The sequence below is a fragment of the Holdemania filiformis genome (assembly GCF_003459085.1).
GTDB lineage: Bacteria > Bacillota_I > Bacilli_A > Erysipelotrichales > Erysipelotrichaceae > Holdemania > Holdemania filiformis.
The window spans coordinates 153,239-180,137 of sequence record NZ_QRUP01000004.1 but is presented as its reverse complement, the minus strand read 5'-3'; the positions used below and the strand labels follow the sequence as shown (position 1 = coordinate 180,137).

General features: G+C 51.5%; 19 protein-coding genes. 1 reads left to right on the top strand and 18 read right to left on the bottom strand.

Annotated elements, in window-relative coordinates; translation table 11 throughout:
- Positions 1-43: 43 nt before the first annotated feature.
- The 14 genes from DWY25_RS05175 to DWY25_RS05110 all read right to left on the bottom strand — a co-directional run bounded on the left by DWY25_RS05175 (position 44) and on the right by DWY25_RS05110 (position 19,404).
- Positions 44-856 carry a papain-like cysteine protease family protein gene (locus tag DWY25_RS05175; RefSeq protein WP_117894352.1) on the bottom strand — a complete coding sequence of 271 codons (813 nt, stop codon included), beginning with the start codon at positions 854-856 and terminating at the stop codon, positions 44-46.
- 555 nt (positions 857-1,411) lie between these two features.
- Positions 1,412-1,939: an NUDIX hydrolase gene (locus tag DWY25_RS05170; protein ID WP_117894351.1), complete on the bottom strand. Its 528-nt coding sequence runs from the start codon at positions 1,937-1,939 to the stop codon at positions 1,412-1,414.
- A gap of 17 nt (positions 1,940-1,956) precedes the next feature.
- A complete protein-coding gene (locus DWY25_RS05165) occupies positions 1,957-3,144 on the bottom strand; it encodes a SpoIIE family protein phosphatase (protein WP_181981705.1) in 1,188 nt (395 codons plus the stop codon).
- On the bottom strand, positions 3,137-4,828 hold the full coding sequence (locus DWY25_RS05160; RefSeq protein ID WP_006059864.1) for a [Fe-Fe] hydrogenase large subunit C-terminal domain-containing protein: 1,692 nt from the start codon (positions 4,826-4,828) through the stop codon (positions 3,137-3,139). The genes DWY25_RS05165 and DWY25_RS05160 overlap by 8 nt, the downstream gene beginning before the upstream one ends.
- A complete protein-coding gene (locus DWY25_RS05155; RefSeq protein ID WP_006059865.1) occupies positions 4,825-5,073 on the bottom strand; it encodes a (2Fe-2S) ferredoxin domain-containing protein in 249 nt (82 codons plus the stop codon). The genes DWY25_RS05160 and DWY25_RS05155 overlap by 4 nt, the downstream gene beginning before the upstream one ends.
- Positions 5,074-5,091: 18 nt before the next feature.
- Complete coding sequence (locus DWY25_RS05150) at positions 5,092-6,546, bottom strand: 4Fe-4S dicluster domain-containing protein (RefSeq protein ID WP_117894349.1); 1,455 nt, start codon at positions 6,544-6,546, stop codon at positions 5,092-5,094.
- Between the two features lie 894 nt (positions 6,547-7,440).
- A complete protein-coding gene (locus DWY25_RS05145; RefSeq protein WP_117894348.1) occupies positions 7,441-8,430 on the bottom strand; it encodes a hypothetical protein in 990 nt (329 codons plus the stop codon).
- 133 nt (positions 8,431-8,563) lie between these two features.
- Entirely contained in the window at positions 8,564-10,183 is a 1,620-nt protein-coding gene (locus tag DWY25_RS05140; RefSeq protein WP_117894347.1) for a bifunctional diguanylate cyclase/phosphodiesterase, read from the bottom strand.
- Positions 10,184-10,279: 96 nt separating this feature from the next.
- On the bottom strand, positions 10,280-11,071 hold the full coding sequence (locus DWY25_RS05135) for a Cof-type HAD-IIB family hydrolase (protein ID WP_117894346.1): 792 nt from the start codon (positions 11,069-11,071) through the stop codon (positions 10,280-10,282).
- Between the two features lie 139 nt (positions 11,072-11,210).
- The gene (locus tag DWY25_RS05130; protein ID WP_181981704.1) at positions 11,211-14,093 is read right to left on the bottom strand and encodes an EAL domain-containing protein; all 2,883 of its coding nucleotides are present in this window, start codon (positions 14,091-14,093) and stop codon (positions 11,211-11,213) included.
- 462 nt (positions 14,094-14,555) lie between these two features.
- Positions 14,556-16,091 (bottom strand): FAD-dependent oxidoreductase, encoded by a 1,536-nt coding sequence (locus DWY25_RS05125; protein ID WP_117894344.1) that lies wholly within the window; start codon positions 16,089-16,091, stop codon positions 14,556-14,558.
- A gap of 104 nt (positions 16,092-16,195) precedes the next feature.
- Positions 16,196-16,756: a TetR/AcrR family transcriptional regulator gene (locus DWY25_RS05120; protein WP_181981703.1), complete on the bottom strand. Its 561-nt coding sequence runs from the start codon at positions 16,754-16,756 to the stop codon at positions 16,196-16,198.
- A 149-nt stretch (positions 16,757-16,905) separates the two neighbouring features.
- A complete protein-coding gene (locus DWY25_RS05115) occupies positions 16,906-17,427 on the bottom strand; it encodes a nitroreductase family protein (RefSeq protein WP_117894342.1) in 522 nt (173 codons plus the stop codon).
- A 39-nt stretch (positions 17,428-17,466) separates the two neighbouring features.
- On the bottom strand, positions 17,467-19,404 hold the full coding sequence (locus DWY25_RS05110) for a putative bifunctional diguanylate cyclase/phosphodiesterase (protein WP_117894341.1): 1,938 nt from the start codon (positions 19,402-19,404) through the stop codon (positions 17,467-17,469).
- Between the two features lie 206 nt (positions 19,405-19,610).
- On the opposite strand from DWY25_RS05110, the gene DWY25_RS05105 reads away from it, so the two are divergent.
- Positions 19,611-20,522 (top strand): LysR family transcriptional regulator, encoded by a 912-nt coding sequence (locus DWY25_RS05105; RefSeq protein ID WP_117894340.1) that lies wholly within the window; start codon positions 19,611-19,613, stop codon positions 20,520-20,522.
- Between the two features lie 50 nt (positions 20,523-20,572).
- Here the strand turns inward: DWY25_RS05105 and DWY25_RS05100 are convergent, their stop codons facing one another.
- From DWY25_RS05100 to typA, 4 genes are all read right to left on the bottom strand, one after another.
- Positions 20,573-22,396 (bottom strand): FAD-dependent oxidoreductase, encoded by a 1,824-nt coding sequence (locus tag DWY25_RS05100; RefSeq protein WP_117894339.1) that lies wholly within the window; start codon positions 22,394-22,396, stop codon positions 20,573-20,575.
- A gap of 1,085 nt (positions 22,397-23,481) precedes the next feature.
- The gene (locus DWY25_RS05095; RefSeq protein ID WP_117894338.1) at positions 23,482-24,045 is read right to left on the bottom strand and encodes a hypothetical protein; all 564 of its coding nucleotides are present in this window, start codon (positions 24,043-24,045) and stop codon (positions 23,482-23,484) included.
- Positions 24,046-24,216: 171 nt separating this feature from the next.
- A complete protein-coding gene (locus tag DWY25_RS05090; RefSeq protein ID WP_117894337.1) occupies positions 24,217-24,747 on the bottom strand; it encodes a YcxB family protein in 531 nt (176 codons plus the stop codon).
- Between the two features lie 169 nt (positions 24,748-24,916).
- Positions 24,917-26,758, bottom strand: a complete 1,842-nt coding sequence (gene typA / locus DWY25_RS05085; protein ID WP_006059883.1) for a translational GTPase TypA — start codon at positions 26,756-26,758, stop codon at positions 24,917-24,919.
- Positions 26,759-26,899 lie beyond the last annotated feature (141 nt).

Below are 26,899 nucleotides of genomic sequence, written 5' to 3'. Positions count from 1 at the left end.
TTCCGAAAGATATCAGAAAAGCTTCGATATTGAACCCAAAGAGTTAATCGGCATCCGGCACGGCGATCAAAAACATCAGATCCCGCTGATTCTCAATTCCCTGACCTTCAAAGAAATCATACATCGTCCAGTTGTAGTAAAACCGTTCAGCACCGTAAACGGTATAACCATCCTGGTTGTGATCCGTCGTGTCGTAAGGATCGGCGACGATCAAGACGTCGTCCTGCGTCGTTTCCGTGCCCAGGGTATCATAGCCGATCACGACCTGCCAGTGTCCGCCCCAGTCATTCCAGGCGACCATCACCGGCGTTCCCGCCTTTAACAACGTTTCAAATCGTTCCAGCGGAAAAGCTTCTGCCAGCTGATCAGCCGGATAATCCAGACTGCTTTCCAGCTTAAAGCCGCCGGTCTGTTCAAAGATTGTGATCATTGATTCCATGTCCGTCGCTTCCGGCGTCAAACCATTGCTTCGCATTTCAGCGAGTGTCCGTTCCGTTTGTTCGCCCAGCTGATCGTAATAATTTAAAACCAGCAGCGCGGACACCACCCCGCAGGACCATTCCGACGTCTGCTGCATCGTCTGGAAGTGCGGCAGAATCGTCAGCGACTCCGTGCTTTCCGCATTGTAAAAATCAACTGTGGAGAAATACGGCGAATCCGGATGATCGCCCTGACGTTCAACCGAATCCGCTCCGGCTTCCGGATCCAAATCATCACGGTAAGCCAGTTTCATCTGATCCGTAAAGTTCCCGCCAGATCGGGCTGGCTTATCTTCCGCGGAGGCCGACGGCGAAGGCGCGGCCGAACAGCCCGCAATGAAAAGCAGTGCATAAAGCACAGTCAATAATTTTTTCATAAAATGATTGTTCCCCTTTCAAAATAAAAAACAAAAACAGTTCTTTTCGTTTCTTCAATTTTCTTCCGGTACGCTCCATGCGCTCAGGATAGAAAGACAAGACGATGGCTTTTAGCCGCTTGGTGATTGCGTGTCACAGAACTTCTTTCAAAGCTTCAAGCTTTGGCATCAACAAGGGTAACCCTGTTTTAATTTCGGCGTTTGACCCGGCTGTCCGAGGCCTGTTCTTCGTGGAACATCAGGTCAGGCGGCCAGTTGTTTCCTCCTGGCAATGACGTGGACTTCATCATTCAAAATCAACGGGTGTGATCGTCTGTTTTCCCATCCCTCCTTCGCTTCAATCACGAAAAAATTATATCAAAAAAATTCGTCAGCGCAAGCATAAATTTAATAAAGTGAAATCGTTAGTTTAGTATTACTAAACTAATAAGTGATTTGCCGTTCCTCCGGCATTCTGATCGCCGATCTGCCTCGTCTTCCGCTGAAAACGAAGGGGTTCCGCGGTCTTCCCGTGCAAATGAAAACTGCCGCAAACTCCGGCAGCTTTTTGCTTTTCTATCTTTTTTTCATGAACCAGGTTCGCAGTCCCAGCTGGGAGATGCCGCAGGGAATCATCCCCGCCTTTAACATCCGCAGCACGGATTCCTGATCAAACCAGGCTGCTTCTTCGACTTCATCCGGATCAATCGTGATGTTCTCCGATTTCGCAGTTCCCGCGTAGACATAAACAAGCTGATCCGACATCCCATTACTCGGATAAAACTGACATAAGAGTTCGGTCGCTTGAGTTTCGATCCCCGTTTCCTCCATAACCTCGCGAATTGCCGCAGAGCACGGCGTTTCGCCAGATTCCGCTGACCCGACCGGGATTTCCCAGCCTTCTTTGCCGGTCGGATAACGCCAGCTGCGGATTAAAAGAATCTGACCGCGCGTGTTTTCCACCACCATCCCGGCTGAAGGGTGCGGATAATGCAGGACTGTGTAGGACAGCTTCCGGCCGTCAGGATATTCTGCTTCATCCTGAAAAATCTGAATCCACGGATTTTTCAAAACGCTTCTTCGCTTTTTACGAATCAATTTCATCCCAATTTTCCCACGGTTCAGTACAGCTCAATCTGTACGATCTTGCCCAGCTTCTTGAGATTTTCAGCCATCCGTTCGATCATCCGGATTTTTGCCCGCAGTGAGATCGTCGAATAGGCTAACTGACGATGCGCCGGATTATCGGAGCGGCCGACCATGAACACGATCTTCGTGCAGTCCTGTAAAAACATCTTTGTCAGCAAGATCGCGCCGTCTTCCTGCTTCGTCAGCAGAAACTGTTCGTAAAACTGCGGCGACTGCGCGCATTCGTGCAGATAGTCATTCGCTTTCTGCAGCGTCAGCACTCCTTCGGTCACTAAATCCAGCCCTTCAATATAGGCCATCGGCGGGACGTCCGAGGCAAGCGACAACAGATTTTCGATCTGGATTTCCTTGCCCGTAATGCGGGAAACGATATTGGACGTCGTTCCTCCGCAGCAGATCTTCTTCCCCGTCGCACTTAGCAGGCGGCCGACCACCTTGCGGTCGTCCTCCGGATGTTCCGGTGGTCCGACCATCACGCGGGCCTCCGTGGCCGGCACGATCTTGGCCGTTGCTACGGTTGAATCATCGCCCGGCTGGCCCTGATACAGATCGTTGACGCAGGCCAATAAAATCCGCGTAACCTCGCGGGCCGGATCGGTTGAACGGCAATATTCCGTCAGATGCTTTTCCACATCGGCATGATCCCAGCCGAAGTTCAGAAACGTCCCGACCCCGGCATGGATGATTCCATCGGAGAACACGACGATGAAATCGTTCGGCTCTACCTGGAAGCTGCTTTCCCGGATCCGCCGCTGCCCGATCACGCGCGTTGTCCGCTGCAATTCGATACAGTTTCCCCTGCGCATAATCACGGCGGCGGGATTATCGAATTCAATCAGATGCGCCGTACCGTCATAATAAATCTGAACAATGGTAAATGTGGAGTATGCGATGCCGCGCTCCTGACATTGCGGCAGCGTCGCGGTGATCGTGTCGACTGCTTCCTGCAGCGTCGCGCCTTCCGCCATCATCTCGCAGATGATCGTGCTGGTCAGCGTGGACAGAATGTTCGCTTTGACTCCGCTGCCCAGACCGTCGGCCAGCACCAGGATGCAGAACTGGTCGCAGTAGCGGATCGCCACCTTATCGCCGCACAATTCCTCATTCTTTTTGATCAGCGAGGAAAACGACGTTTCAACATGGATTTTTTCCTCAATCATCTTCATCCATCGCTTTCATCAGCCGCGTTAAGGCGACTTTGGATTTCGCCGTCGTTTCGCCTAACAGACTGGCAATTTCCTGAACGACGCGCATCTGATCGTCGATGACGGTCTGCGCGACCTCCGCCGTCTTCATCTGCATCTGGCGGATGACCTTTTCCTTGGTTTCCTCCACTGTCAGATCCATTAAGATCAAGATCACATAGCGGTGGTCTTCAATCGAGATCATCGCATGGTTTAAGATTTTATGATACTGCGGATATTCGCAGCGGTAATACTGGACGCCGACGAAATCCTGAAGCAGCTCATGCAGACCCTGATCCGGCAGGATCGACTCGACCGGCATGCCGATCGGATCTATTTCCTGCAGATTCATCATATTCAGCGCCGCCGGATTGATCTCGCGCACGCAGTTATGCTCGTCCAGAACAAGAATTCCGTTCGGTGTATTTTCGATGATCAGGTTGGAAATCGACTGCGCGTGCTCGAGTGCGTAAGGCAGGCAGAGCTTCGGATCCGCTTTGCCTTCCAGCACCGCGATCGCTTTGGCGCGGCAGCTTTCATACCCGCAGGCGCCGCAGTCCAGTTCCTTTTCCTTCGACGTCTTGCCCATCAAAAATAACATGTCCTTAATTTCTTCTTCGGTGTGCGATGTGCGTTCAACCGGATCGGCCTGCCACGCTGCGCGCAGATTCGCGGGCAGCTCAGCTTGACGCACCTGATCCTGCGGATCCATGTTGCGCCGGATCGCGCTGCGGGCTCTCCATTCGCTGTGATCGACATGGCATAACAACGGGCCGCCCAGACAGGACTGTTCGCAAGCTGACAGCTCGAAGAAATAGCCTTCCATGTGGCCCTGGGCGATTGACTTCAGCGCGTCCTTAACGCGGTCCATGCCCTCCGCACTGACCCGCTCATACACCTCGTCCGAGCTGCTTAAGGTCCGGATCACACCGCCGGGAGTCGGATACATCCGCACCGTGCTGGTCTTCATCGTTTCCCACCGGATTTCCTCCGCTTGTTCCTCAGGCTCATCCACCGGCGCTTCTTTCAGCCAGGCGGAAAGATCCGGCATCGTCAGCACGGCGTCGACCGCGCCCGCAAAGCGCGGATCGGCGGCTTCCTTCTGCTTCGCAATACACGGCGTCAGAAACACCGTCTTCACGCCCGGATAGCGTTCTTTTAAATCATAGCCGTGCGCGATCATCGGCGACACGACCGGCGCGAGCTGATCGATCAGTTCCGGAAAGTTTTTCTCCACATAGGTGACGACGGCCGGACAACACGTCGACAGGATGTTTTTCATCTGATGTTCCTCAATCAGCTTCATATACGCCTGAGAAACCAACCGCGCGCCGACCGCGGTTTCTTCGACCACCTGAAACCCGATCGCTTTCAGCTGCCGCTTCAGCCGCGGATAATCCGGCCAGACCGAAGCGAACGAGGGGGCGATGCTTAAAGCCAGCGGCTGACCCTGGGCAATCCATGCGCGGACCTGATCGCCGTCGCTGTGAACCTTTTTCGCGCTGTGCGGACAGATCGCATAGCACTTGCCGCACAGGATACACTCGTCTTCAAGAATCGTAGGCTGATGATTCTGATACGTCATCGCCTTGGTGGGACAGACGCGCACGCAGCGCAGGCAGTTGCGGCAGTTCGCCTCGGACAGCTGGATGTAGCTCATGCCAAAGCCGCCGTAATTTCCTGCTCGAGCACTTCTCTGACGTTATGCAGACCAACGCCCAGCAGCTGCTTTCCATTCACGCGCAAGCCCAGGCCCTGAGTGCAGACCTGCATACAGAAAGCCCCTTTGACATTCACCTGGTCTTCCCAGCCTTTTTCTTTGATCAATTCCTGCAGAATCGTGACGACTTCGTTGCTGCCCTTAACGTAACAGGCGCTTCCAATACAAACTTCAACAGTGACCATGTCGCTTCTCCTTTTCGCTTATTTTCGATGCATCGGCACGCCGGTAAAATCAAAGCTTTCCACCGATTCCTCAATCGTTTTCTGATTGCCGATATTTTCTTTCGCCATCCGGCCTTTCGCGACCATCGGCGGTTCGATGACCGCCGGTCCGGCAATGCAGCCGCCCGGGCAGGCCATGCCTTCCAGAATGTTGCCGGTAAACTTGCCGAACTTCATCAACGTCAGCTGCTTCTTGCATTCCATGCAGCCGTCGGCGTAGACGCCCACCGGCGCAGCCATCGCTTTTTCCTTTGCGACCTGCGCGACCGCTTTGCCGACGCCGCCGCCCTGGGCGAAGTTGCGGCCGAAGATCGACGGATAGTCTTCCTCTTTCGCTTCGACTTCCGCCGGATTGATGTGCTTGGCAATCATCATCGCCGCGACTTCCTCAAACGTCAGGACATAATCGACAGCCGTGAAGGATTCCATCGCTTCCTGCTTTTTCGCCAGGCATGGACCGATAAAGATCACGCCGTGATCCGGATGGTCTTTTTTCAGCTTGCGGGCCAGCGCCATCATCGGCGATACGACGGTCGACATATTATTTTCATAAATCTGCGGGAAGTGCATCTTCGCCAGGTTGACAAAGGCCGGGCAGCAGGAGGTGGTCATCGGTACGCCGGCTTCCATCTTTTCCGCCAGCTCCGCCTGTTCTTCCCACGCGACGGCGTCCGCCCCCAGCGCGACTTCGTAAACTTTTTCAAACCCCAGCAGCTCGATGCTTTTCTTGATCTGCGGCAGCGTGGCGCTGTCAAACTGTCCCTGAATCGCCGGGGCGACGATCGCAAACATCGGCGTTCCCATTTTTAACAGACTGACAACCGGCACAACCCACGACATATCCTCAATCGCACCGAACGGGCAGGCGGCCTGACAAGCGCCGCAGTTAATACACTTCGTTTCGTCAATCTGGGCGATGCCGTTTTCATCCCAGCGAATCGCGTCAACCGGGCAATGCTGCGAACATGGCCGCTCGGTCACGACGATCGCGTTGTACGGACAGCTGCGGGCGCAGGCACCGCATTCCTTACATTTTGTATAATCGATCTGAGCGCGGTGCAGTCCCATGCTGATCGCGTCAAACTTACAGGAAGCCAGACACGCCTTTGCCATACACTTGCGGCAGTTGTCGGTGATCTGGATTTTGCGGATCGTACAACCGTCGCAGGCCGCGTCGATCACCTGAACGATCTGCCGCGGATTGTACGCCGCGCCCTCGTCCGCCATTTTCCCGCACGCTAAACGTGTCCGCTGCCGCAGGATTTCCCGTTCCTTATACACGCAGCAGCGGAATTCCGCCTTGCGCCCCGGGATCAGTTTGCGGCTGATTGCGGCCGCGCTGTCATCGGTCAATTTACCCTCATAAGCCAGCTGTGAAATTTCCTTGAGCACATCGAATTTGAACTGACGTGCTTCGTGATTGAACATGGACATCGTTTTCTCCTCCATTGCTAACGAATTCACATTACCATAGATAGCGATGATTTTCAATTCTGAAAACCTAACTTTATTATCGCATATTCCGGATACGCTTTCAAAATGTTTGTAAGCTTATTTAACGATCGTTAAGTTTACTATTTCCTGGGAAATGGCCGATTAAAACATCCCCTTCCTATAATTAATTTCCAGCAGCGCACTTTTCCAGTTTCCCCGCATTCTTTGTATGAACAGTCCTGCAGGGAAACCAACCGTTTTGTTATTTTCTGCCATACTGCAGCTGTTTGATGAAATGGTCGACACGAAAAAAGAACCCGCATTTTTTGCAGGTTCTTCATCTATATCGTTAATCTTATTTATACCGATGAACCGCAGCGGCTGTTTTCCAACATTTCCGCAACTCTCTCTATGACATCAATTCGATTCCACTGCTGAAATCAAACCTTTTTTCTCATTTCTTCCTCGCGTTTACCCTTCACACTCACAAAATGGCTGTTTATCTATTCGATGGCTGTTTTGTAAATTTTCAGCAAAATGGGAAGTTGTAAGAAGCATCACACGGATCTGCGATTCATCGCACAACGCCAGCTTTCAGCGGCGGTTTCCTCTCTGTCCAGGTTCCATTCACTTTAACCTCCTTAGAATAAACACTTTCGTTTATCCTGAAAGCTTCGCTCCTCTTTCTTTACCAGCCTTGATGGATAATTAAGAAACTAGGTTCTTTCCTTAACGGACTCTACCGTTTTGATCGGCTGTCTGAGGGATCGGCTTCCTCTGTTTGAAGATCTCTTTCCTTATCTTCACCCTCATTATAATCAGAGTTTTCGAAAAAGTAAGCCCTTTCATTCAAATTTTTTTCGTGCTATAATAAAACTGTTGAGGGTTGTCGTTTCAGGACAACCCTCTTTTTCTGTTTTCGACATTCTGATCTTCTTCTTTTTCCCATTGCAGCTCCATGCCGCCCTGCGACCAGAAGCTTTCATGAACCTTCACGCCGTGGTGCAGCAGCGTTACATGGGCCTGACCGCTGAGGCTTTCCTGGATCCGGCCCTGCATCCGGCCTTGGCGCGGCGAGGCCAGCGAACAGGCCGGCCCGCATTCCAGACGAATCCGGATCTGCCATCCGCCCTGATGAAACCGCAGCTTCGCCCAGCCGGAACCATCTTCAAACTGACGGCAGCGCAGCGATTCCAGACGGCAGCCGGTATAGGTCGCGAAGCGGTGCAGCTGATCGCGCAGCTTAACGACAAAGAGACAGCCGTTAAACGTCAGCGGTCCTAACGGAATACTGGCCAGCGACAGGAAGAAGCATGAATCCGCAACGCCGCATTGATTCGACTGAAACCACAGATACCGCTGCGGAAACGAGGTGCCGCGGTCCTTTTCCAAATAACCCACCCCCACTACGGGAAGCGAGCGCCCGTTGGCGATGACGACGCCTTCCATGCGGTGATGCAGACTGATGACGCCGTGCACGCACTCCATCTTCTTTAAATAAGCAAACGGCCCCATAATCGTCGGGGCATACCGGGAAAACGGCAGCGGCGTCAATCCGCTCAGCCGCAGCCGGACTTTCAGCTCCGGCAATTCCAGCTTCACGCGCGTCAGCGAGAATTCGTTGCTGCCCAGCGTCAGATGAAACGGCGCCTGCCGCACCACGACGTCCGGCCAGCCAAACTCCGCCCATTGGGAGCGGTTTGTCAGCGTGTCGGTTGTCTGGATAAAAAACGGCGCGGCTGAATTCTGCGGGCTAAAGCCGACGATCACCGCCACCGAGCACCGCGGGTCGCACAGCCGGAAATACCAGCCTTCAAAATAATCTTTCGTTTCGCCAAGGGAATGCAGCCCCATTTCTTCTTTACGGATCTGTATTGCCCGCATCCAATCACCTGCTTTCCCTTGCAGTATTTCCCACTGACGCCCAACTTAATCCTTTCCTGTTCAAGAAATGAAAAACACGCTCCCTTTGCGGACGCAAAAGAAAAGACGGAACGGATTCCGTCTGGGAACTGATTTAAGGCAGGATCGACCCGATGAGCGGTTCCAGCTGCCGCGCCGGCATCGGTTTCGCGAAATGAAAGCCCTGATACAACGTGATCGGATAGGCTTCCAGCAGCTTCAGAATGCGGGCGTTTTCCACCCCTTCGGCCACCAGACGGATGTTCAGCTTCCGGCACAGCGATACAACGCTTTCAATGATCGCCAGATCTACCTGATTTTGTTCGCTTAAATCGCGGATAAACGACTGATCGATCTTCACCGAATCGGCCGGCAGATTGCGGATCAGAAGCAGCGTGGAATAAGCGATGCCGAAATCGTCAAGCGACAGATTGAAGCCGAACGTGCGCAGGCGCGCAAATTCCCGGGCCAGTCCTTCAAAATCCTCGACCTGACAGCTTTCCGTCAGTTCGATCGCAATTTGACGCGGATTGATTTTTAGCCGTTTGGCTTCCGCGATCAAAAAGTCACTGAAGCCGGGATCCTTAAACTGCAGATAGGAAACATTGAACTCGGTGATAAAATCCGGGCTTTTCTGCTGCCAAAAGCGAGCCTGGGCAAACACCTCGCGGACGATCCAGCGGCCGATGGGCAGAATTTCCCCGGTGTTTTCCAACAGCCGGATCATCTCCCCGACATCCGGATCCGCCTTCCAGCGCAGCAGCGCTTCGCAGCAGACCACGCGGTGATCGTGATCGACTAACGGCTGATAGACCAGTGAAAACCCTTCGCAGTCATGACTGACCGCGCGGACCAACGTTTGCTTCAAGCCGCTTAAGCGGCGGTATTCCCGCGAAACCTCCAGGCTGAAAAAGACCAGCTGCGAGCGGCGGTGCGCCTTCCCATGCGCCAGAGAATGCTCCAGCTTGCTGATAACGGCTTCCTGCGTTGTTCCATCCTGCGGTGTGCAGACCGCGCCGCCAGTGATTTCCAGACTGACCTGCCGGCTGCCCAGCGCCCTGGCCGCCTGCACCAGCGACTGAAACAGCTGTTGTGCCTGGCGGCAGGTGCCACCCGGGATAAAGATCGCGAATTCATCGCCTTCAAACCGGTACAGCGCCGCGGTCTGCGGACAAATCCGGCGCAGCTGTACGGCAAAATCCGCGAGAATCTCATCACCGCCGCGATATCCATAATTATTGATGACTTCCCGGAAGCCGTCGAAGCCCACGACCATCACGACGCCGTGAGTGCAGGCAAAATCCAAAGCGGCGAACTCCCGCATCGTTGGCAAGCCGGTCAGCGGATCAATTTTATTGCGCGCGTCCAGGCGCGTCATCATGCCGGCGAACAGCCACGGTTCGCCTTGTTCGTTTTTCATCATCGTGCCGCGGCATTCCAGCCACACATAATCGCCCGCCTGACTGCGCGCCCGGTATTCGCAGCTGTGATGCGTTTTCACTCCGGTAAAAACATCCTGGATGTCCTTCAGGTAGCGGCCGCGGTCATCCGGATGGATTTTCGCCATCCACAGCTCGGCAACGTTTTCCATATATTCGCCCGGCAGGCCGAAAAAGGTGACGGCATTCTTCGACCAGTGCGATAAATCCTGCTTGACGTCGCAGACATAGATATAAACCTGTTCAGAGGCCTCGGAAAAAGCGGTGAACAGGGCGTTGTCCAAAATCGTAGGCATCCGTTTTCCCCTTTCGTATCCTTTTCTATTTTAGGGAATTCCTGCCAAATTTCAAATTGATTACCTAAACGAGATGTTTTTCGACTTAAATCAGCGTCAAATACAGCCCAGATGCGCCAATGCATGCGCGATGCCGTCCTGATCGGACGAAGTCGTCACATAGTCAGCCAGCGCTTTGACTTCATCCACCGCGTTGCCCATCGCCACCGCGGTGCCGGCCAGCTTCAGCATTTCCACATCGTTGTAATTATCCCCAAACGCCGCGACTTCCCCGCGCGCAATCCCCAGCTGATCGATCAGCTCCTGCAAGCCGACCGCCTTGTTCATGCCGCGGGCCACGACGTCATAGCCATCGGCGGAATAGCGCAGAAACGCCAGTTCCGGATCGTCATGGAAAACTTCCTCGACTTTCTCGGGATCGGCATGCACGCTCGCGCTTTGCGGCAGAACGGTCTGATGACGGTCCTGCGCCGGACAGTCGATAAACGGTTCCGGTCCGATATCCGATTCTTTCTGCGGCTGCAGCCAGTCAATCTTCTCCGGATATTGATAGATGTAGCAATGATCGAGAAACTTCCAGGCCAGCCCGGCTTGATGCGAACGACAGAAAGCGTTGACACGCTCCACCTGCGCCAAAGATAAATCATGATGCGCCAGAATCCGCCCCTGCCCGTCAGCAACCACCGCGCCGTTAACCGCCAGGATATAATCCGGTTCTAACGCGTTCAGCGCCGCACCTAAGCCATAATGCGTCCGTCCGGTCGCAATCACAAAAATCAATCCGCTGCGCTTGGCTTTCGCGATCGCTTCCTGGCACGAACGCGGAATTTCATGGCGGTTTAAATCATACAACGTCCCGTCGACGTCAAAGACCAACATTTTTATCATTAACGAATCACTCCCGGCCTTATTGTACCAGAATTCAGTCGTTCCGCGTGTTCTTTTCCCGCCCCGGTCCAGAAAAAAAACATCTTCTCAGAGCTGACCGGGGCTGAGAAAATGTTTTGTCAGTAAATCAAGGCTGCGTTTAAGCTTCATCCTTCGCGTAGCACAGCGCGGCATAGTCCTCCTCCGGGACTGGCCGGGAGAAATAGTAGCCCTGAATGTAGCGCGTGTCGATGGATTTCAGGAAATCAACCTGAGCCTGAGTTTCCACGCCTTCGACGATTACCGGAATGTTCAGCGAATGCGATAAGTTGACGATCGACGCGATCACCGCGCCGGAACGCTCGGCATTGTTTTCATCCGAACTGATAAAGCCCATGTCCAGCTTGATGATATCCACCGGTGCATCCTTAAACATGTTCAGCGAGGAATAACCGGCGCCGAAATCGTCCATCAGCACGGTAAAGCCGGCCTGCTGGAGCTGCCGGATCACCGCGTAAATTTGCTCGGTGTCCTCCGCGCAGGCGGTTTCCGTAATTTCCAGCTGCAGATCTCCGGGTCTCAATTCATACTTGGCGATCAGATCGGTAAACAGCGCGACCAGATTGGCGCGGTAGAAATTATACTTTGACACATTGACCGACACCGGCGGAACTTGCTCATGAAGCCGGTGCTGACGCTGCAGGAACTGACATGTCTTTTCCCAGACATAATAGTCCAGCTGCATGATCTGTCCGTTTTCTTCCAGCACGCCGACAAACTGCCCCGGACCCAGCAGTCCCCGGACCGGATGCTGCCAGCGCACCAGCGCTTCCCCGCCGATCACGCGCTGTGCGACGATATCATATTTTGCCTGAATGTAGATGATGATTTCTCCGCGGTCCATCGCGCCCTCGATTTCATCCAGAACCTGCTGCTCACGGATAATCCGCTGGCGCTGCTGATCCGTGTAGAATCCCACTTCGCTGAACATCGGATCCGTTCGATTCTTGGCTGCCAGCGCCGCCCGGTCCTGCATCAGCTTCATCGGCAGCGATCGATCGGTAATCGGATACACGCCATATTCCAGCGACAGATTCAAATCGCTGGTATAGTCTTTCAGAATATCCTCACGGCCGTTGGCCTGATACGCTTCGCACGGCGTCATCAACATGAAGTGATCCGCCGTGATCCGGCACGCCAGCGAACCGGGATAACGCCCGCAGTAATCCTGCAGCCGGCTGCCGATATGACTTAACAGCTGATCGGCCTGTTCTACCCCCAGCAGCTCATTGACGATCTTAAACCGCCGGATATTGATATAGATCAAATAATACGGCGGCGGATCCTGCGCCAGAATCGCCTGCGCTTTCTCCGTAAACGTATCCTCGTTGTACAGTCCGCTGATCCGATCCATTTCCGCCTTGTGCCGGAACATTTCGGTGCGCCGCCGCTGAATTTGTTCCTCGGTCTGCTTGCGGCTGCGGTAGATCAACAGCGTGACGCCCAGAATCAGCGCCAGGGCTAAGGACGCGACCAGATAAGAATTTGCTTTGAGCCAATCTGTCCACGAGGGCTGATAATGCAGTCCCAGCGTGGAATCATAAATAACCTGGTTAATTTCCTTCTGCGACAGACTGGCAATCGTCTTGTTTAAAATCGCCATCAGCACCGGATCAAGATCAGCGCTGGCCGCAAAACAAGGCTGTAGCGACGGGAATTCCAGCGGATAATTATCCTGCAGATCGCTGATGCCTGGTTTCCAGCTGTAATAATTCAGCGTATAGGAATCGCACACAGTCGCCGCGGCTTTGTGATCGGCCACCGCCAGCAGGCACTGAACCAGCGTATCGGCATACAGAATCTGACCCAAAGGCATCTGACTTAAAAACTCGCTGTTGACAGCTGTGTTGTCGGTTACGATCAGGCTGAATTCTTCATTGCCAGCCGTACTGAACTCCTCCGGATTGACGACGACCATCAAATCCAGCTGCAGCAGCGGGTCGCTGAGCTGAACGGCCGCGTTCTGCGTCATCCGCAGGTTGCGCCGGGTGATGCCGCAATAGAGCGACTGCCGGGGATTCTGATCCAGAAATGCGACATAATCCGCCTGGGGAGCCTGCGGCGTCAGCGCAAACCGCAGACCTGATTTCTTCTCGATCAGCGCTAACAGCTGCGGCCAGATTCCCTTCAGCTTCCCCTTTTCCATATAGGCGAAGGGAACCTGCGAGCCGTCCAGACCGACCGGGATCATCCCCGCTTCCCGGATATACGCGTCTTCCTCGCGGGTGAACAGCGGCTGCACGGAATACTGACTGTCGCCGTAATATTCATCATATAAATGGGCTTCAAAATAAGGATCCGATAAAAGCATCTCCGCCAGCGCTCCGTCGATCTGCGCCATCAGATCCGGCCGGGCTGAATTGGTAATGATATAAAACGGCGCCGGTTCCAACTTGAGCACGACCTTCGCTTCGTCATGCAGCGCCAATCCCCCGCTGACGATCAGGTCGACCTGTTGGGATAACAGCGCTTCCATCAGCTGATTTTCTGTTTTATATTCCGTTGTCGGACAGTTCAGGCCATGCTTTTTAGCGTAGTCCTGCCAGCTTTGATTTTGATAACTGCCCTGAAGCAGTCCGATGCGCAGTCCGTCCATCGCCGCGCTGTCATCGTAATACACCGACGCGTCTTCCCGCGCGTACACCACCGCCAGCTCATCGCCGATCGGCTGCTGAGAAAAAAGAAACTGGTCCGCCCGTTCCTCGGTGTACTGTGCGGTCATGATCAAATCGATCGAACCTTCGTCTAACTGGCTGAGAATCTGCTGCCAGTCGCCATAAACATATTCGTAGCGCCAGCCGGTAATCCGGCTAATCCGCTCGAGCAGCTCCACGCCGTAGCCTGTATATTTTCCAGTCCCGTCTTCTTCAATAAATCCGGCGTAATCAATGTAGCCGACACGGATCACCGGTGTTTCCGCCCGCACGGAAGCGGACCTTAAAAACGGGATCATTCCATTCAATCCCAGGCAGAAAATTAACATTAAAATAAGCCTGCGTTTTTTCATACAGCGTGATCTTTCCTTCCTGACAAGCGATCAGGTTCGGCCGCTGCGCTCGTTCCGGCGGTCATGGCCTGGCAATCCTCAATAATGTTCTATAAAAGGATTATATCATTGATTTGTAAAGAATTGGGAAAGATTACCGTTTTCATGATATTGATTGCTTTTTCTGCTTCCAAAGTCCTGTTTTGACAGCGATAAACATGGGAAAATCCATCTTTTATCCAGAATCTTTTCCACACCCCGCCTGCGGACTGCGTGAGATACCCGCCAGCCGCTATGCCAAAATCCGAACGATCAGGTCCCTCCGCCGCGTCTTCGAACAGTTTGCGCGGGGCCAGTACACCGGAAAAGGCATGAAAAAAGCGGAGTCCGCCTGACGCTGCCGTCCTGCTCTCCGCTGTACTCAGCCTTGACGGTCTGAGCTCAAAATCATGTTTGCGATTACGCTGAGCGCTTCGCCGCCGCTGCCCCGGCCTTGCGTCCGAAGTGGCAGGTGCCGATGACCGCGGTGCCGCTGCCTGGATAGTACGGGCCAACCCAGCCGCCCGCATTTAAGCCGGCCGCATACAGGCCTTCGATGACCTTGCCGTTAACATCGACGACTTCGCAGTCCGTCGTAATCTTCAAGCCGCCCAGCGCGCCTAAGTTATACGACGTGTTTTTATAGGCATAGAACGGGCCGCTGATCGGTTCCAGGCCGTCCTTGCGGCCAAACGGATCTGTGCCGGCCGCCACGTCTTCGTTCCAGTCCTTCATCGTCCGGGCCAAGCCCGCCGCGTCGATCCCCAGCTTTCCTGCCAGATCTTCCAGCGTATCCGCCGTGATCACAACTCCGTCGGCGATATCCTTGGCTACGCTTTCCGCCGTCCACGGCGCACCCGCCGCTTCCAGACTGCTTGCGCCGAAAATCATGTAGGTCGGGCCCTGCAGCTGCATTTCCTGCTGATAGATCGCGCGGTAATGATAGGCATACGTCGCGTCCTCGCAGACAAACCGCCGGCCGGCCTGATTGACGATAAACGACGGGAATACCGGGTTGCGGTTATCTGTCGCCGCGCCCGTCTTGCCGCAGAAGTCGATTGTACCGCCGCTGACATAGGCCGCGCCCAGCTCCATTCCCATGCGGATGCCGTCGCCTGTATCAGAAGCGACGCACAGACAGATCTGCGTCGTATCGTCCCAATACTGCTGCGGATTTAATTCCTTCGCCATCTCCACGTTCTGATCGACGCCGGCGGCCGCCAGAATGACGCCCTTGTTCGCCTTGATCGTAATCGTCTGGCCGTTCTGTGTCGCCTCCGCGCCGATGACCTTGCCGTTTTCCGTAATCAGACGGGTAACTTCCGTTTCATATTCAACAACCGCGCCTAAGCCCTCGGCGACCTTCAAGACCGCCTGAACATAAATTCCGCCGCTGCCGGAAGCGCCGCCGCCCTCATAGACGTGAATCCGGTCCGCCAGCACTTCATCCTTGACATAAGGAACGTGGCAATGGCCGTAAACGCTCGTCCATTTCAAGCCGCACGTGCTGGCCAGCCATTCGATGTCTTCCGGCGCGCCCATCGCCAGATCCTTAACCAGCGCTTCGTCCAGCTGGCCTTCGCCTTCCGTCATCCAGCATTCGAAATGCTTTTCCGGCGTATCGTCCTGATACGATGTGAATTGTTTCTGATAGGTTGTGCCGGCTGCCTGCATAACGCCGCCGGACAGATTGGTAGTCCCTCCGGCAATGCCCGCTTTTTCCAAAACCAGCACCTTCGCTCCGGCCTCCGCAGCCGCTGCGGCCGCACAAACTCCCGTGCCGCCGGCGCCGACGATTAAGACGTCCGTTTCCTTCGTCCAGCTGATCGTGGAGGCCGAAGCCTTCGGCGAATCCTCGCTGCTGCATCCGCCCAGCATCCCGACGGCAGCCAGTCCCAATGTGGAAGCGGCGGCGCCTTTCAGGAAATCCCGGCGGCTGATTGATTTCTTTGCCATGTTTCTTTCCTCCTGTTATTTTGTGATTTTATTATCCATTTCAAAGAAGGAAGATTCAAGAAACAGGTCGGCGGTTTTGTTTCTCTTTGTCCGCAAATTCACGATCAATCGTTGAAATACGGCTTAAACCGTTGCGGCAGCGTATCGTGGGAAAGCTGGATCATCTCGTCGATCGTTTTATCCATGCCGTTCTCCACCCATTCGCACATAAGCTCGAGATTGCCGTAAATATGCACCCGCAGCATGGCCATCGTATGCCAGTCCTGCACGTCTTCCCCATGGCGCTTCAACGTTTCCGCATACAGGTTCAGGCTGATCTGAAAAATATAGTTGCGCAGCGAGTTGGGATCATGCGAGCGCAGCGCATTCTGAAAGAAAAACAGATTTTCCTGAAACACCTGATACAAGGCCTTCACCGAATCATGCCAGCCGCAGCCGTCCAGAAAGGTATAAAGCGTCTTGTCGAGTATCTTCTGATAACTCTTGTTGACCAGATCATATTTATCCTGATAGCGCCGGTAGAAGCTGGACCGGCTGACGTGAGCTTGTTTCAACAGATCGTTGACCGTCAGTTTGTCTAACGGCATCCGCCGCATCAGCTCGATCAAGGCGTCGAACAGGCATTGTTCCAGTTCTTCTTCATTTTGATTGATTCCGATCGACATTCCGATTCTCCCCCTTTTAGCGCGGCTTCGCCTCGCTTTGTCTTCTCTATGATAACGAAAGGAGTCCGGCTTGACAATCGCTTTTCCGCACTTTCCGACACTCATCCCCCGGAAACGCAAAAAACGCCGGCGATCCGGCGTTTCTGCTTTTACAGCTTCAGAATATAATCGGCTTTGCGGGGTTTCGGCTGCGGAGCTTCACCGGCCGGTTGGCCCAGCGCCAGCGCGCCGACGCCGCGCAGGTTCTCGCTCAGACCCCATTCTTTTAGCAGCGCCTTGCCTTCCGCGCTGTCGAACATCTGACGCTCGCGGTGAATCCAGACGCTGCCCAGACCCAGCGCATGCGCCGCCTGCATCATCGTGCACAGCACGCAGCTGCCGTCTTCAACCCAGGTGCCGACCGTACTGTCGGCCAGAACCAGAATGATCACTGGCGCGCCATAGTAAGGATCGGTTCCCGGTTTGGCATATTCGGCGTTCATCCGCGTCAGCTGCGCGCGCAGCTGCGGATCCTGAACGGCGATGATCACCGGCGCTTGTTTGCCCTGACCCGTGGGAGCGTAAGTTCCGGTTTTTAAGACAAGATCCAGCAGTTCGGCAGAGGGGGCAGCGGATTGAAACTGGCGGATTGCCCGGCGTGTTTGAAGATCTCTGATCGTCGCTTCTGACATGGCAATGATCCTCCTTTTTCTTTTATTATACCGCGTCCGTCAAGCTCCGGAGGGCTGTTGATCCTGGAAATGGGCCAGAAACTCGGTCAGCTGCGTTTCTGCCAGCGGCCGTGAATAATAGAACCCCTGAATCAGATCGACGCCTTCCGCGCGCACGAATTGATCCTGCTCGACGGTTTCCACGCCTTCCGCCAGCACTTCATAGCCCAGCTCGTGAAAGACCCGGATCAAATATCCGGTCATCGTCGCGCTGCGCGGGTTTTCCACAGCCGATACAACAAGACTGCGGTCCAGCTTCACTGTGCTTAAAGGCATGTGCATGACGGAATCGATATTAGAATAGCCGGTGCCGAAATCATCCATTTCGATCTTCACGCCGTGTTCCATCATCGTCCGGGCAAAGCGGATCGTTTCCTCAGGATTCTCGGCAAGGGCTGTTTCCGTAATTTCAATGATGATCTGTTTCGGATCGGTCCGGCACTCGCGCAGCGTCCGCAGGACGGTTTCCGCCAGCTCCGGCTGAACCAGCTGAACGGCTGAAAAATTGACATGCACCGCCGGCAGCGTCATTCCTTGTTCGTGCAGCCGGACGATCATCACGCAGATCTGCCGCAGAATCTGCCAGGTCATCGGAATGATCAGTCCGGTTTCCTCGGCGATCGGAATAAACTCGCCCGGCGACAGCGGCCCCAGAGGACTTTCAGGGATTCGCATCAGCGATTCCACCGCGCTGATCCGCCCGGTCTTCACCTCCAAAATCGGTTGATACACCATGACAAACGCCTGTTCCTGCAGCTTTTGTTTTAAGATTTCAATGATCTCCGTGCGCCGGCGCATCCCTTCAAGCATCGTCTGGTCGCAATAACAGAGCTTCCAATGATGCAGCTTCGCCTGATTGACCGCGTATTCCAGACCGTTGATCAAGCCTTCCAGACTTTCCGCGCTGTTGGGGTAGGCAGCCAGCCCGATCACCGCGTGCAGCCGATAACTGTATCCGTCGATTTCAAACGGTTTGTTAAAGCGTGCCAGAATGTCCTGTTCAAGCTTTTCCATTTCTTTAGGCGTGCGGTTGCGGATCAGCAGCGCGAATTCATCGCCGGAGAACCGATACAGGGGATAGGGCGCCGCCATCGTTTTCAACGTCGAAGCGATCTGTTTGAGGAAATGATCGCCAGTCCGCTGACCGAAGTGATCGTTGATCTGCTTGAAGTCGCGCAGTGAAATTACCATCACCAAAAACAACGAGCGGTTGTTCTGCATCGACAGGCTGATCATTTTCTGGAACTCGACGCGGTTGCCCAACCCCGTCAGCGGATCCAGAGAGATCTGCTTATTTTGTAAATAGAGATAAATCAGCAGGATCGCCGTCGTCGCCGCCGATCCGCTTAAGATAACGTCGGGAAACAGCTGCTGGACCACGATGACGCTGCAGGCGATCAGCGGAAAAACAAATAGAATTTTATAGATCTGCGGTTCCAGCCAGCGGCGAAACCGCCGCACCAGCACGACGGAGATCAAACAATAAAAATAGAAGATCAGATAGGTCGTGATGATCCACGGGCCGCGCAGATAAACCCCTGCCCGGATCGTGAACAGCATGCCGGTCCAGGGATTGAGCAGAACGAGAACAGCATACAAAACGCCCGGCAGAATACCGAGCCAGAGCGCTCGCCGTCCGCCGGCATGTTCCTCGAAAACCGTCGCCGCCGTGTAGCAATAATAGGCCAGTCCCATTAACGGCGTCGCTAAAAAATAGATTTCCGTTACGCCCCAGCACAGCCAGGAATCAACCCAGTGCGGACTGGCCAGCAGCAGCGTCGAAAGAACGTTGGATACCATCGCCGCAAAGGTCGCCCCCAGGCAGCACTGAAACATCCGGTTTTTCCACGACGGCAGCAGCGTGCCTTTGTAGGCGTACACCAGAATGATCGATAAAAAAACAATGGAGATGCACTCCGCCGCGATATTCCAGGACATACGCTCCCTCTTTTCTCCAAATTAGTTCGTTATTCAATTACTTTCATTATAACCACAGAAAAATTAAAATACAACGGAGGATCATCCATTCATCAGCAAAATCCCAAATTGAATCTTAAAATTGAATAATACCTATCTTGTGTTTTCCGATTATCTGTTTTCACACAATTGCGACTATGATATACTAGCGGCAGAGGTAAACCGCAATGGACTTTAGAGATCTGGTATATCTGGACGCAATAGACCGTTATCGTAATTTAACGAAGGCTGCGCGAGCGCTCTACATCACCCAACCTGCGTTATCTAATTTTCTGCGCTCATTAGAAGAAGAACTGAACATCGAGCTTTTCCGTTGGAATGGTAATACAATGGCCCCGACTCCTGCGGGATTAGAATATCTGGATTTTGCACGGAAAGTGATAAAAAGTAAGAAAGAGCTTGATAATTCTCTACAGCTCAGCGCGTTTGGACGTGGTACGCTGCGTATCGGCATTCCCTTTTCAAGAACGTGTTCCTTTGTAAAACCTTTGATCATTTTTGAAAAAGCTTTCCCTGAAACTGAAATCATTCTTACCGAAGATGCTTACAAGAACCTCAATCACATGTTAAAAGCATGCGAGCTGGATCTGATCTTCACCAATGATCCAACCCTGGATCCGAGCCATGTAATTCGACCGATTTTTGAAGATGAAATTTTACTGTATGCTGCGGCCTGCCTAATTAAGCCAAAAACCTCAGTATGTCCGTTTTCTGATCGGCCCTGGACAGATCTGCAAGCTCTTTCCAATTATCGGTTTTTGATTCCTCCATCCGACCAAATGCTTGGCCATATCACTGAGCGAATTTTTGCTGAAAATGAGTTTCATCCTGCCCGAATCTTTCGGATTAAAAATGTTCAAGCTGAACTGCAACTGGCCAGAGCAGGCTATGGTCTGTGTTTCTACGGTCATCCCCGCGGTACACAGCGGCTGAGTCAGGAAGAACAAAGTTATTTATATTCCTTTGGGTCGCATCCATATATCAACCTGTTTGCCGCTGTTTATAGTAAGAAATTAAAATTCCCAGAAATGGCCGAGGCCTTTATTCAAATCGTAAGGAATCATATGAATCTTGATTAAAAAAATTCCGTATATCTGTTCACAGACAGATAACGGAATTTTTAATTTAATCAATTCTGAGAATACAGCGCCGCGCTTCTTCCAGCTATGAACCCCATATGGGAAGCGACAGCGAGCGCTTCCCCGCCTGGATAATAGTCGGCAAAGAAAGCACCGGAAGACACTAAGCCGCCAGCATAAAGCCCGACAATCGGCTGACCGGCAGCGTTGACGACTTCTCCTTGAGGACTTGTCAGAATTCCGCCGTAATTGCCGCGGGTTCCATCATAAAGCAACACTGCGTAATAGGGTCCTTCATCGATCGCGTCCAGGTATTTTGGATCCTTGCCGCAATCGCTGTCATTTCTCTGCTCACATTGCACATTATACTGGTTTATCGTGTTCTGCAGTACAGTTGAATCGATTTCCATCAAGTCTGCAAGTTCAGTCACTGTGGCAGCCTGATAAGCGCGGATTATCGGACTTCCCGCGGCGGTTGCTTCAAGATATTCGTCCAGTCGAACAAAATGATTGGCAATCGCCTGATCCATAACGCACCATGCTGTATCGAGCGCGTTGTCACGGATGTAATGAACCATTTGTTGATGACTTCCTCCATCTTCCCGGAACACCCGTTCGCCCTCCATCGTTAAAACAATAGATTCAAACGGATAAGAATTCGCTTTTTGCCCAATTGTCGGCATATCGAAAGGATTGGCGTTAAACACCCCGCTCATCGATTCCTGAAATTCATCAAGCACCCCGCCTGCGGACAACGCCAGTTTGATACCATCACCAGTATTGCCAATGGCCGTTGCGGAATATTCACCAGCGGCGCGGGGATTGATTTCCGCAGTCAGTTCAGCATTTTTGGCATAATCTCCGGTGGCCAGAACAACTGCTGCCGCATGAAAAATATGGTTTCCGGATTTTTTTGATTCACTGCGCACACCATTAACATTGCCATTTTCAATCAATAATTCAGTGGCTGGCATATTCAGAAAAATTTCAATTCCAGCTTTTTCACAGGCTTCTGTCAATGTCTTTATCGTATTCTCAGCACCTTTACCAGTCGCTTCCGCGCTTGCCATCTGAATAGTTAAGGCATTACGCAGCGACGCTTCGGAGGCATTGGAGAAAAAGGTTTGAGAACCTGAATCTGATGTTCTGATTTCGTATTCCACACCGCTGTCTTTAAGCAAATTAATAACCTCGGGCGAAACTTCACAAAGGGCCCGCACCATTTCCTCATCGACTTGATTGCGAAGATTGTTTTCGTTTTTTTTCATCCAGCTGTCAAACATTGGCTGAATGTTTGCTTCCTTTTCAGCACAGGCAAAAATACCGGAAGCCGTAATACTTGTCCCGCCAATCACACCGGTTTTTTCGATTAAAGTAACCCGTGCGCCTGTCGACGATGCAGCCAAGGCCGCCATCAGTCCGGACAATCCAGCGCCGACAACAACAACGTCCGTTTCATGCTCGGCATCTTCAGCAGCAGACACCACGGGTTTTTCTTTGAGCGCTGCCGCTGAGCCTCCAGCCTGCTCGACTGCATCCGCAACAGCGTTCAGCACCGCGTTGGACGTCACGGTCGCACCAGAAACAGTATCGACTGCCAGCGATTGGTTCGTGATAATCTGATCTGGCAGCGTCTCATAAACCCATTCACAAATACCGGCTGTTTCATTCTCTTCTACAATCTGAATTGTCAATATTTTCGTATCGTCGAACGTTACCTCGACGCTGACAGGTCCATCCATTCCCTGCGCGGTACCCGTTACTGTTCCAGCTTTGTAGAGTGCTGCTTTTTCTTTCGGCGTGTCGTTATTCGCACACCCGGACAAGCTCAGAGTCAGCAAGACACTGAGCATCAGACAAATTGTTTTCTTCATTTAGTTTCCTCCTCGCTAAAAGTTTATCAAGTTTAAGACGCTAAGAAAACTTTATTTATTTTATGAAAACTATAAGTTTTAGTGATACCATCAAGGTGAGCTATACAAATAAAAACACTGCATTTTTTGCAGTCAATGGCGTAAACCCAGAAAATTCTGGATTTGCGCTTTTTTTAAATATGCTTTAAACAATCAATATGTGGCATAGCAGAACCTATATTATTCAATTATTCAGTGTATTACAGTATAATTGCAGTATAGGAAATGAGCGGTCTTATGTTTATTAAAGTAGTTCCAAACAATAAAGGTAGAAAAAACTTCTTTTATTTACCTTGTTCAGTCTTATCGCGAAAATGGAAAAGTAAAACCCAGAACTATCCATGATCTTGGTTTATTTAAGAATGATCAAGCGCCTTATGTCTAGGCTGCTTTTATGGATCCTAAGCCACATCTTATTTATGACCATGAGTAGTATAGTATATTATGCATCTCAGGAATATTTTACAGGCATTTTCTTTCGTCCTCAGTGATCCGTCTTTCTTCTCTCATGCTCGTATACTTCCTCATTCTTTTACCAGGGGAAAGGGTAAGATGCCTTTACAATATCATTAACCCGCTTCCTGTAGAAAAAAGACGTGATTTCTTTAAATCAAGAATACCGTGATAAGACAGAATAATTAAAAAAGTTTTGGTAACTGTTAGTTACTCTTCACCGAAATGAAAAGAGCGTATTAGTTGAGAACTCGTTCGAGTGCCGCTATTGTGTTTTCTTTTCATAAGATTGCAGTCTGAAGAATGATCAGTCACCACAGTGATAAGCCACTGTCCTCAGAAACAAACTGTTTGAAAATTCTTTTCTTTGCCTTTACAATGCGGCATTGACGTTCAATAACCGTTTGAAAAAGTGAAAATTTTATTATTTTCCTCTTAACAGTTTTTATTCACATTCTTTTCTTCCTTGTTTATCGGTGAATAGTAACAACTATTTGGTTTTCATATACTCAATTTTTTTATTTCACTTTTTTTTAGAATCCTAATATAAAAAACGCAAATCCAAAATTTTCTGGGTTTACGCTATTAAGAGGTTATTCCTCTGTTTTTTCGTGCCAATAGTAATACGAATCAGAATTATATTCTTCAAGATCATCCAAGCTCATTTCTTCAAGAACAATATAAGCTTTTCTGTCTTTCAAAATCAAATAAAAGTCTACACTTTCTGATATAGGCGAATTTTTAGATAACATTGTCGGCATAAATTCTCCTTTAGCACTGTAACTATTTTCAGCAATCTCAGTCAATGTCCCTTCATAAATTGACCGATGAAGTTTTGTATAAGCTTCTTGATCTTGCTCAGTAAATAGATCAAGATCGAGACCAACTCCACAATCCGCTACCCATCGTATGTTCTTTGTATCCAAGTTAATGATGATATCCGTAGGGTAAAATAGAAACTTTTCTTTAATTTGATCTTTAATATTCGATGTTCCTGGAACGAGACCACGATAATCTCTTTCTGAAGTATCCTCTTCGATATTTTGAGTAGGAGCCGGCTCAACTGTAATTGTTGGATCAGCGATAACTTCCTTTTCTTTGAATGAACAACTACACAAGAAAACCATGGATAAACTCATCAGCAAAATGTTTTTCATTTTTCCCTCCGTTACCGCATTTTAGATTTAAAATTTCTTCTATTCCTTTCAAGAGTGATCGCTGCCGATGATAAGCCTGGGATTGCCGGGCATCCTTCAATAAGTCTACGGCCTTCAGAACCTTTTTCAGATTTTGTAAGTTTCTCTCGGAAACGTCGGTCAAAAAAGGTTTTATCGAATCCGGTTTACCAGCTTTTGTTTTAGAAACTGAAGCTGATCGGGATCACAGTTCTTTTTTTCCAACGGATATCCGTAGTTTTTCTGTGGTTGGATAAAAAGAAATTCCGGATCTTCCAGATATCCGTAACATTCAGCGTATTTCAATCGCTCCCAGCTGTTTTCCGCGCTAACTTCAAACTCATCCTCACTAAAGGAAAAGGTTAGCGTATATCCAGCTTTAAGCCTTAGATTTCCATCAATTTCTTCATTCAAAGTTCTTTGACTCACGCTTTTTACAGCCTTCGGAATGAATAATATCAATAGCACAAAAAAGAATCCGCCGAGGAAAAGAACAGACGCGAACCAGCCAATGCTTCCCTGATTCTTAATCAATATGCCAAGCAGAATCAACAGACAGGCTTCCCCTCCGAAAAAAACCTGCAAATTCCGACTTAAAGTTCTGTACACCGTGCGCGTGTTGAGTTTAAAGAATAAACTGAATACATAAGGGCCGACATGAGTCTGAACTTGATTCTGATCCATCATTAATTCCTCCGGCTTGTTTTATCCCCCTGCATGCCTCTTCGGACATACCCCGGGCTTCTTTAATTTCATTATACCGATAGTTTCCTGAAAAACAATGTGTATTCGTTCATCAAATCCTTGCGCCGCGGCAGAAAAAACATCCGCAGTAAACGGATGTTTCAAGGATTTATTCTTCTTCCAGCTCTGCCGCAGCCTTGTTCAGCTCGCGCATGTGCTGCCGGCGTTCCAATGCCGTCAGATATTTCTTGCGGATCCGGATATCCGTCGGCGTCAGTTCAACCAGTTCATCGTCGTTGATGAATTCCAGCGCTTCTTCCAGCGACATGATCTTCGGCGGAACCAGCTTCATCGCTTCGTCGTTGCCAGTCGAGCGAACTGCCGTCATCTTCTTGTTTTTCAACGGGTTGACGTCCATGTCCATATTCCGGGCCGACATGCCGATGATCATTCCTTCGTAGACTTCCGTCTGCGGGGAAACGAACAGCTGGCCGCGTTCCTGAATATTCCACAGCGCATAGGTCATCGCCTTGCCGGTTTCCGTGGAAATCAGCGCGCCGTTAGCCCGCTGCGGGATATCGCCCTTGTAGGCTTCATAACCGGCCAGACGGCGGACCATCGTGCCTTCGCCGCGCGTATCGTTGATGAATTCCGAACGGTAGCCGAGTAAGCCGCGCGTCGGAACCGTGTATAAAATCCGCGTGTAGCTGCCTTCATCCTGGATATCGACCATGATGCCCTTGCGCAGGTTCAGCTTGGAGATGACCGTTCCCGCGTATTCGTTAGGAACGCTGCACACGACTTCCTCGACCGGCTCATACAGCGCGCCGTCAACCTTGTGCATGATGACTTCCGGCTTGGAGACCGCCACTTCATAGCCTTCCCGGCGCATGTTTTCCAGCAGGACTGACAGATGCAGCTCGCCGCGGCCGGAAACCTTGAAGCAGTCGGTCGTATCGGTTTCTTCAACCTTCAGGCCGACGTTGACTTCCAGTTCTTTTTCCAGCCGTTCGCGGATGTTGCGGGAAGTGACGTATTTTCCAGACTGTCCGGCAAACGGTGAAGTGTTGACCATAAAGTTCATCGACAGCGTCGGTTCTTCAATCCGGATCATCGGCAGCGGCCGGATGCTTTCCGGATCACACAGCGTATCGCCGATCGAGATATCGGCCACGCCGGAGATCATGACGATTTCACCGCACTGTGCTTCCGGCACGGCGATCCGGCTTAAGCCCTTATACACGAACACCTGATTGATTTTACGGCGTTCCTGACGGCCGTCCTCGTTGCACAGGATGACCGTGCTGCCCTCTTTCAGCGTGCCTTCATAAACCCGGCCGATGCCCAAACGGCCGATGTAATCGTCGTAAGCCAAAGCGGAAACCTGCATCTGCACCGGTTCTTCCGTGAAATCCGGATACGCTTCGCAATGCTTCAGGATCGTTTCAAACAACGGGATGATGTCCTCGTTTTCATCATTTGGCTGATAACGCACGATTCCCTGACGGGCGATGCCGTAGAGGATCGGGAAGTCCAGCTGTTCGTCGGTCGCGTTCAGATCGAGGAACAGATCGTAAACCTCGTCGATGACCTGATCGGCCCGTTCATCCTTCTTGTCGATCTTGTTGATCAAGAGAATCGGGCGCAGGCCGCATTCCAGACTCTTCTGAAGCACGAAGCGCGTCTGCGGCATCGGTCCTTCGCTGGAATCCACCAGCAGGATGACGGTGTCGACCGTCTTGATGATCCGTTCAACCTCGGAGGAAAAATCCGCGTGGCCCGGAGTATCGACGACATTGATTTTGTAATCCTTGTACGTCACAGAACAGTTCTTGGAGTAAATTGTAATGCCCCGTTCCCGTTCCAGATCGTTGCTGTCCATAACGCAGTCAACCGTTTCCTCGTTATCCCGGAAAACGTGACTCTGATTTAAAAACGCATCCACCAGCGTCGACTTACCGGCGTCGACGTGGGCAATGACCGCGATGTTAATAATCTTCTGATATGCCATAAAAGTACCATTCCTTTACACAGTGATTTATTATAGACGCATTATCATTAAATTACAACAAAAACCGCATAACAAAGCGATAAATCGAAGATTGACAAATTTTGAAAAAAGCAGCGGAGCGACTTTCTCACCCCTTGTTGA

Excerpts from the sequence above, each read along its gene's own strand:
- DWY25_RS05165 (WP_181981705.1), bottom strand. The coding sequence starts at position 3,144 with ATGATTGAGGAAAAAATCCATGTTGAAACGTCGTTTTCCTCGCTGATC.
- DWY25_RS05105 (WP_117894340.1), top strand. The coding sequence starts at position 19,611 with ATGGACTTTAGAGATCTGGTATATCTGGACGCAATAGACCGTTATCGT.
- DWY25_RS05090 (WP_117894337.1), bottom strand. The coding sequence starts at position 24,747 with ATGGATCAGAATCAAGTTCAGACTCATGTCGGCCCTTATGTATTCAGT.
- DWY25_RS05095 (WP_117894338.1), bottom strand. The coding sequence starts at position 24,045 with ATGAAAAACATTTTGCTGATGAGTTTATCCATGGTTTTCTTGTGTAGT.
- DWY25_RS05125 (WP_117894344.1), bottom strand. The coding sequence starts at position 16,091 with ATGGCAAAGAAATCAATCAGCCGCCGGGATTTCCTGAAAGGCGCCGCC.
- DWY25_RS05100 (WP_117894339.1), bottom strand. The coding sequence starts at position 22,396 with ATGAAGAAAACAATTTGTCTGATGCTCAGTGTCTTGCTGACTCTGAGC.
- DWY25_RS05155 (WP_006059865.1), bottom strand. The coding sequence starts at position 5,073 with ATGGTCACTGTTGAAGTTTGTATTGGAAGCGCCTGTTACGTTAAGGGC.
- DWY25_RS05135 (WP_117894346.1), bottom strand. The coding sequence starts at position 11,071 with ATGATAAAAATGTTGGTCTTTGACGTCGACGGGACGTTGTATGATTTA.
- DWY25_RS05120 (WP_181981703.1), bottom strand. The coding sequence starts at position 16,756 with ATGTCGATCGGAATCAATCAAAATGAAGAAGAACTGGAACAATGCCTG.
- DWY25_RS05175 (WP_117894352.1), bottom strand. The coding sequence starts at position 856 with ATGAAAAAATTATTGACTGTGCTTTATGCACTGCTTTTCATTGCGGGC.
- DWY25_RS05115 (WP_117894342.1), bottom strand. The coding sequence starts at position 17,427 with ATGTCAGAAGCGACGATCAGAGATCTTCAAACACGCCGGGCAATCCGC.
- DWY25_RS05170 (WP_117894351.1), bottom strand. The coding sequence starts at position 1,939 with ATGAAATTGATTCGTAAAAAGCGAAGAAGCGTTTTGAAAAATCCGTGG.
- DWY25_RS05140 (WP_117894347.1), bottom strand. The coding sequence starts at position 10,183 with ATGCCTACGATTTTGGACAACGCCCTGTTCACCGCTTTTTCCGAGGCC.
- DWY25_RS05150 (WP_117894349.1), bottom strand. The coding sequence starts at position 6,546 with ATGTCCATGTTCAATCACGAAGCACGTCAGTTCAAATTCGATGTGCTC.
- DWY25_RS05145 (WP_117894348.1), bottom strand. The coding sequence starts at position 8,430 with ATGCGGGCAATACAGATCCGTAAAGAAGAAATGGGGCTGCATTCCCTT.
- DWY25_RS05110 (WP_117894341.1), bottom strand. The coding sequence starts at position 19,404 with ATGTCCTGGAATATCGCGGCGGAGTGCATCTCCATTGTTTTTTTATCG.
- DWY25_RS05160 (WP_006059864.1), bottom strand. The coding sequence starts at position 4,828 with ATGAGCTACATCCAGCTGTCCGAGGCGAACTGCCGCAACTGCCTGCGC.
- DWY25_RS05130 (WP_181981704.1), bottom strand. The coding sequence starts at position 14,093 with ATGTTAATTTTCTGCCTGGGATTGAATGGAATGATCCCGTTTTTAAGG.
- typA (WP_006059883.1), bottom strand. The coding sequence starts at position 26,758 with ATGGCATATCAGAAGATTATTAACATCGCGGTCATTGCCCACGTCGAC.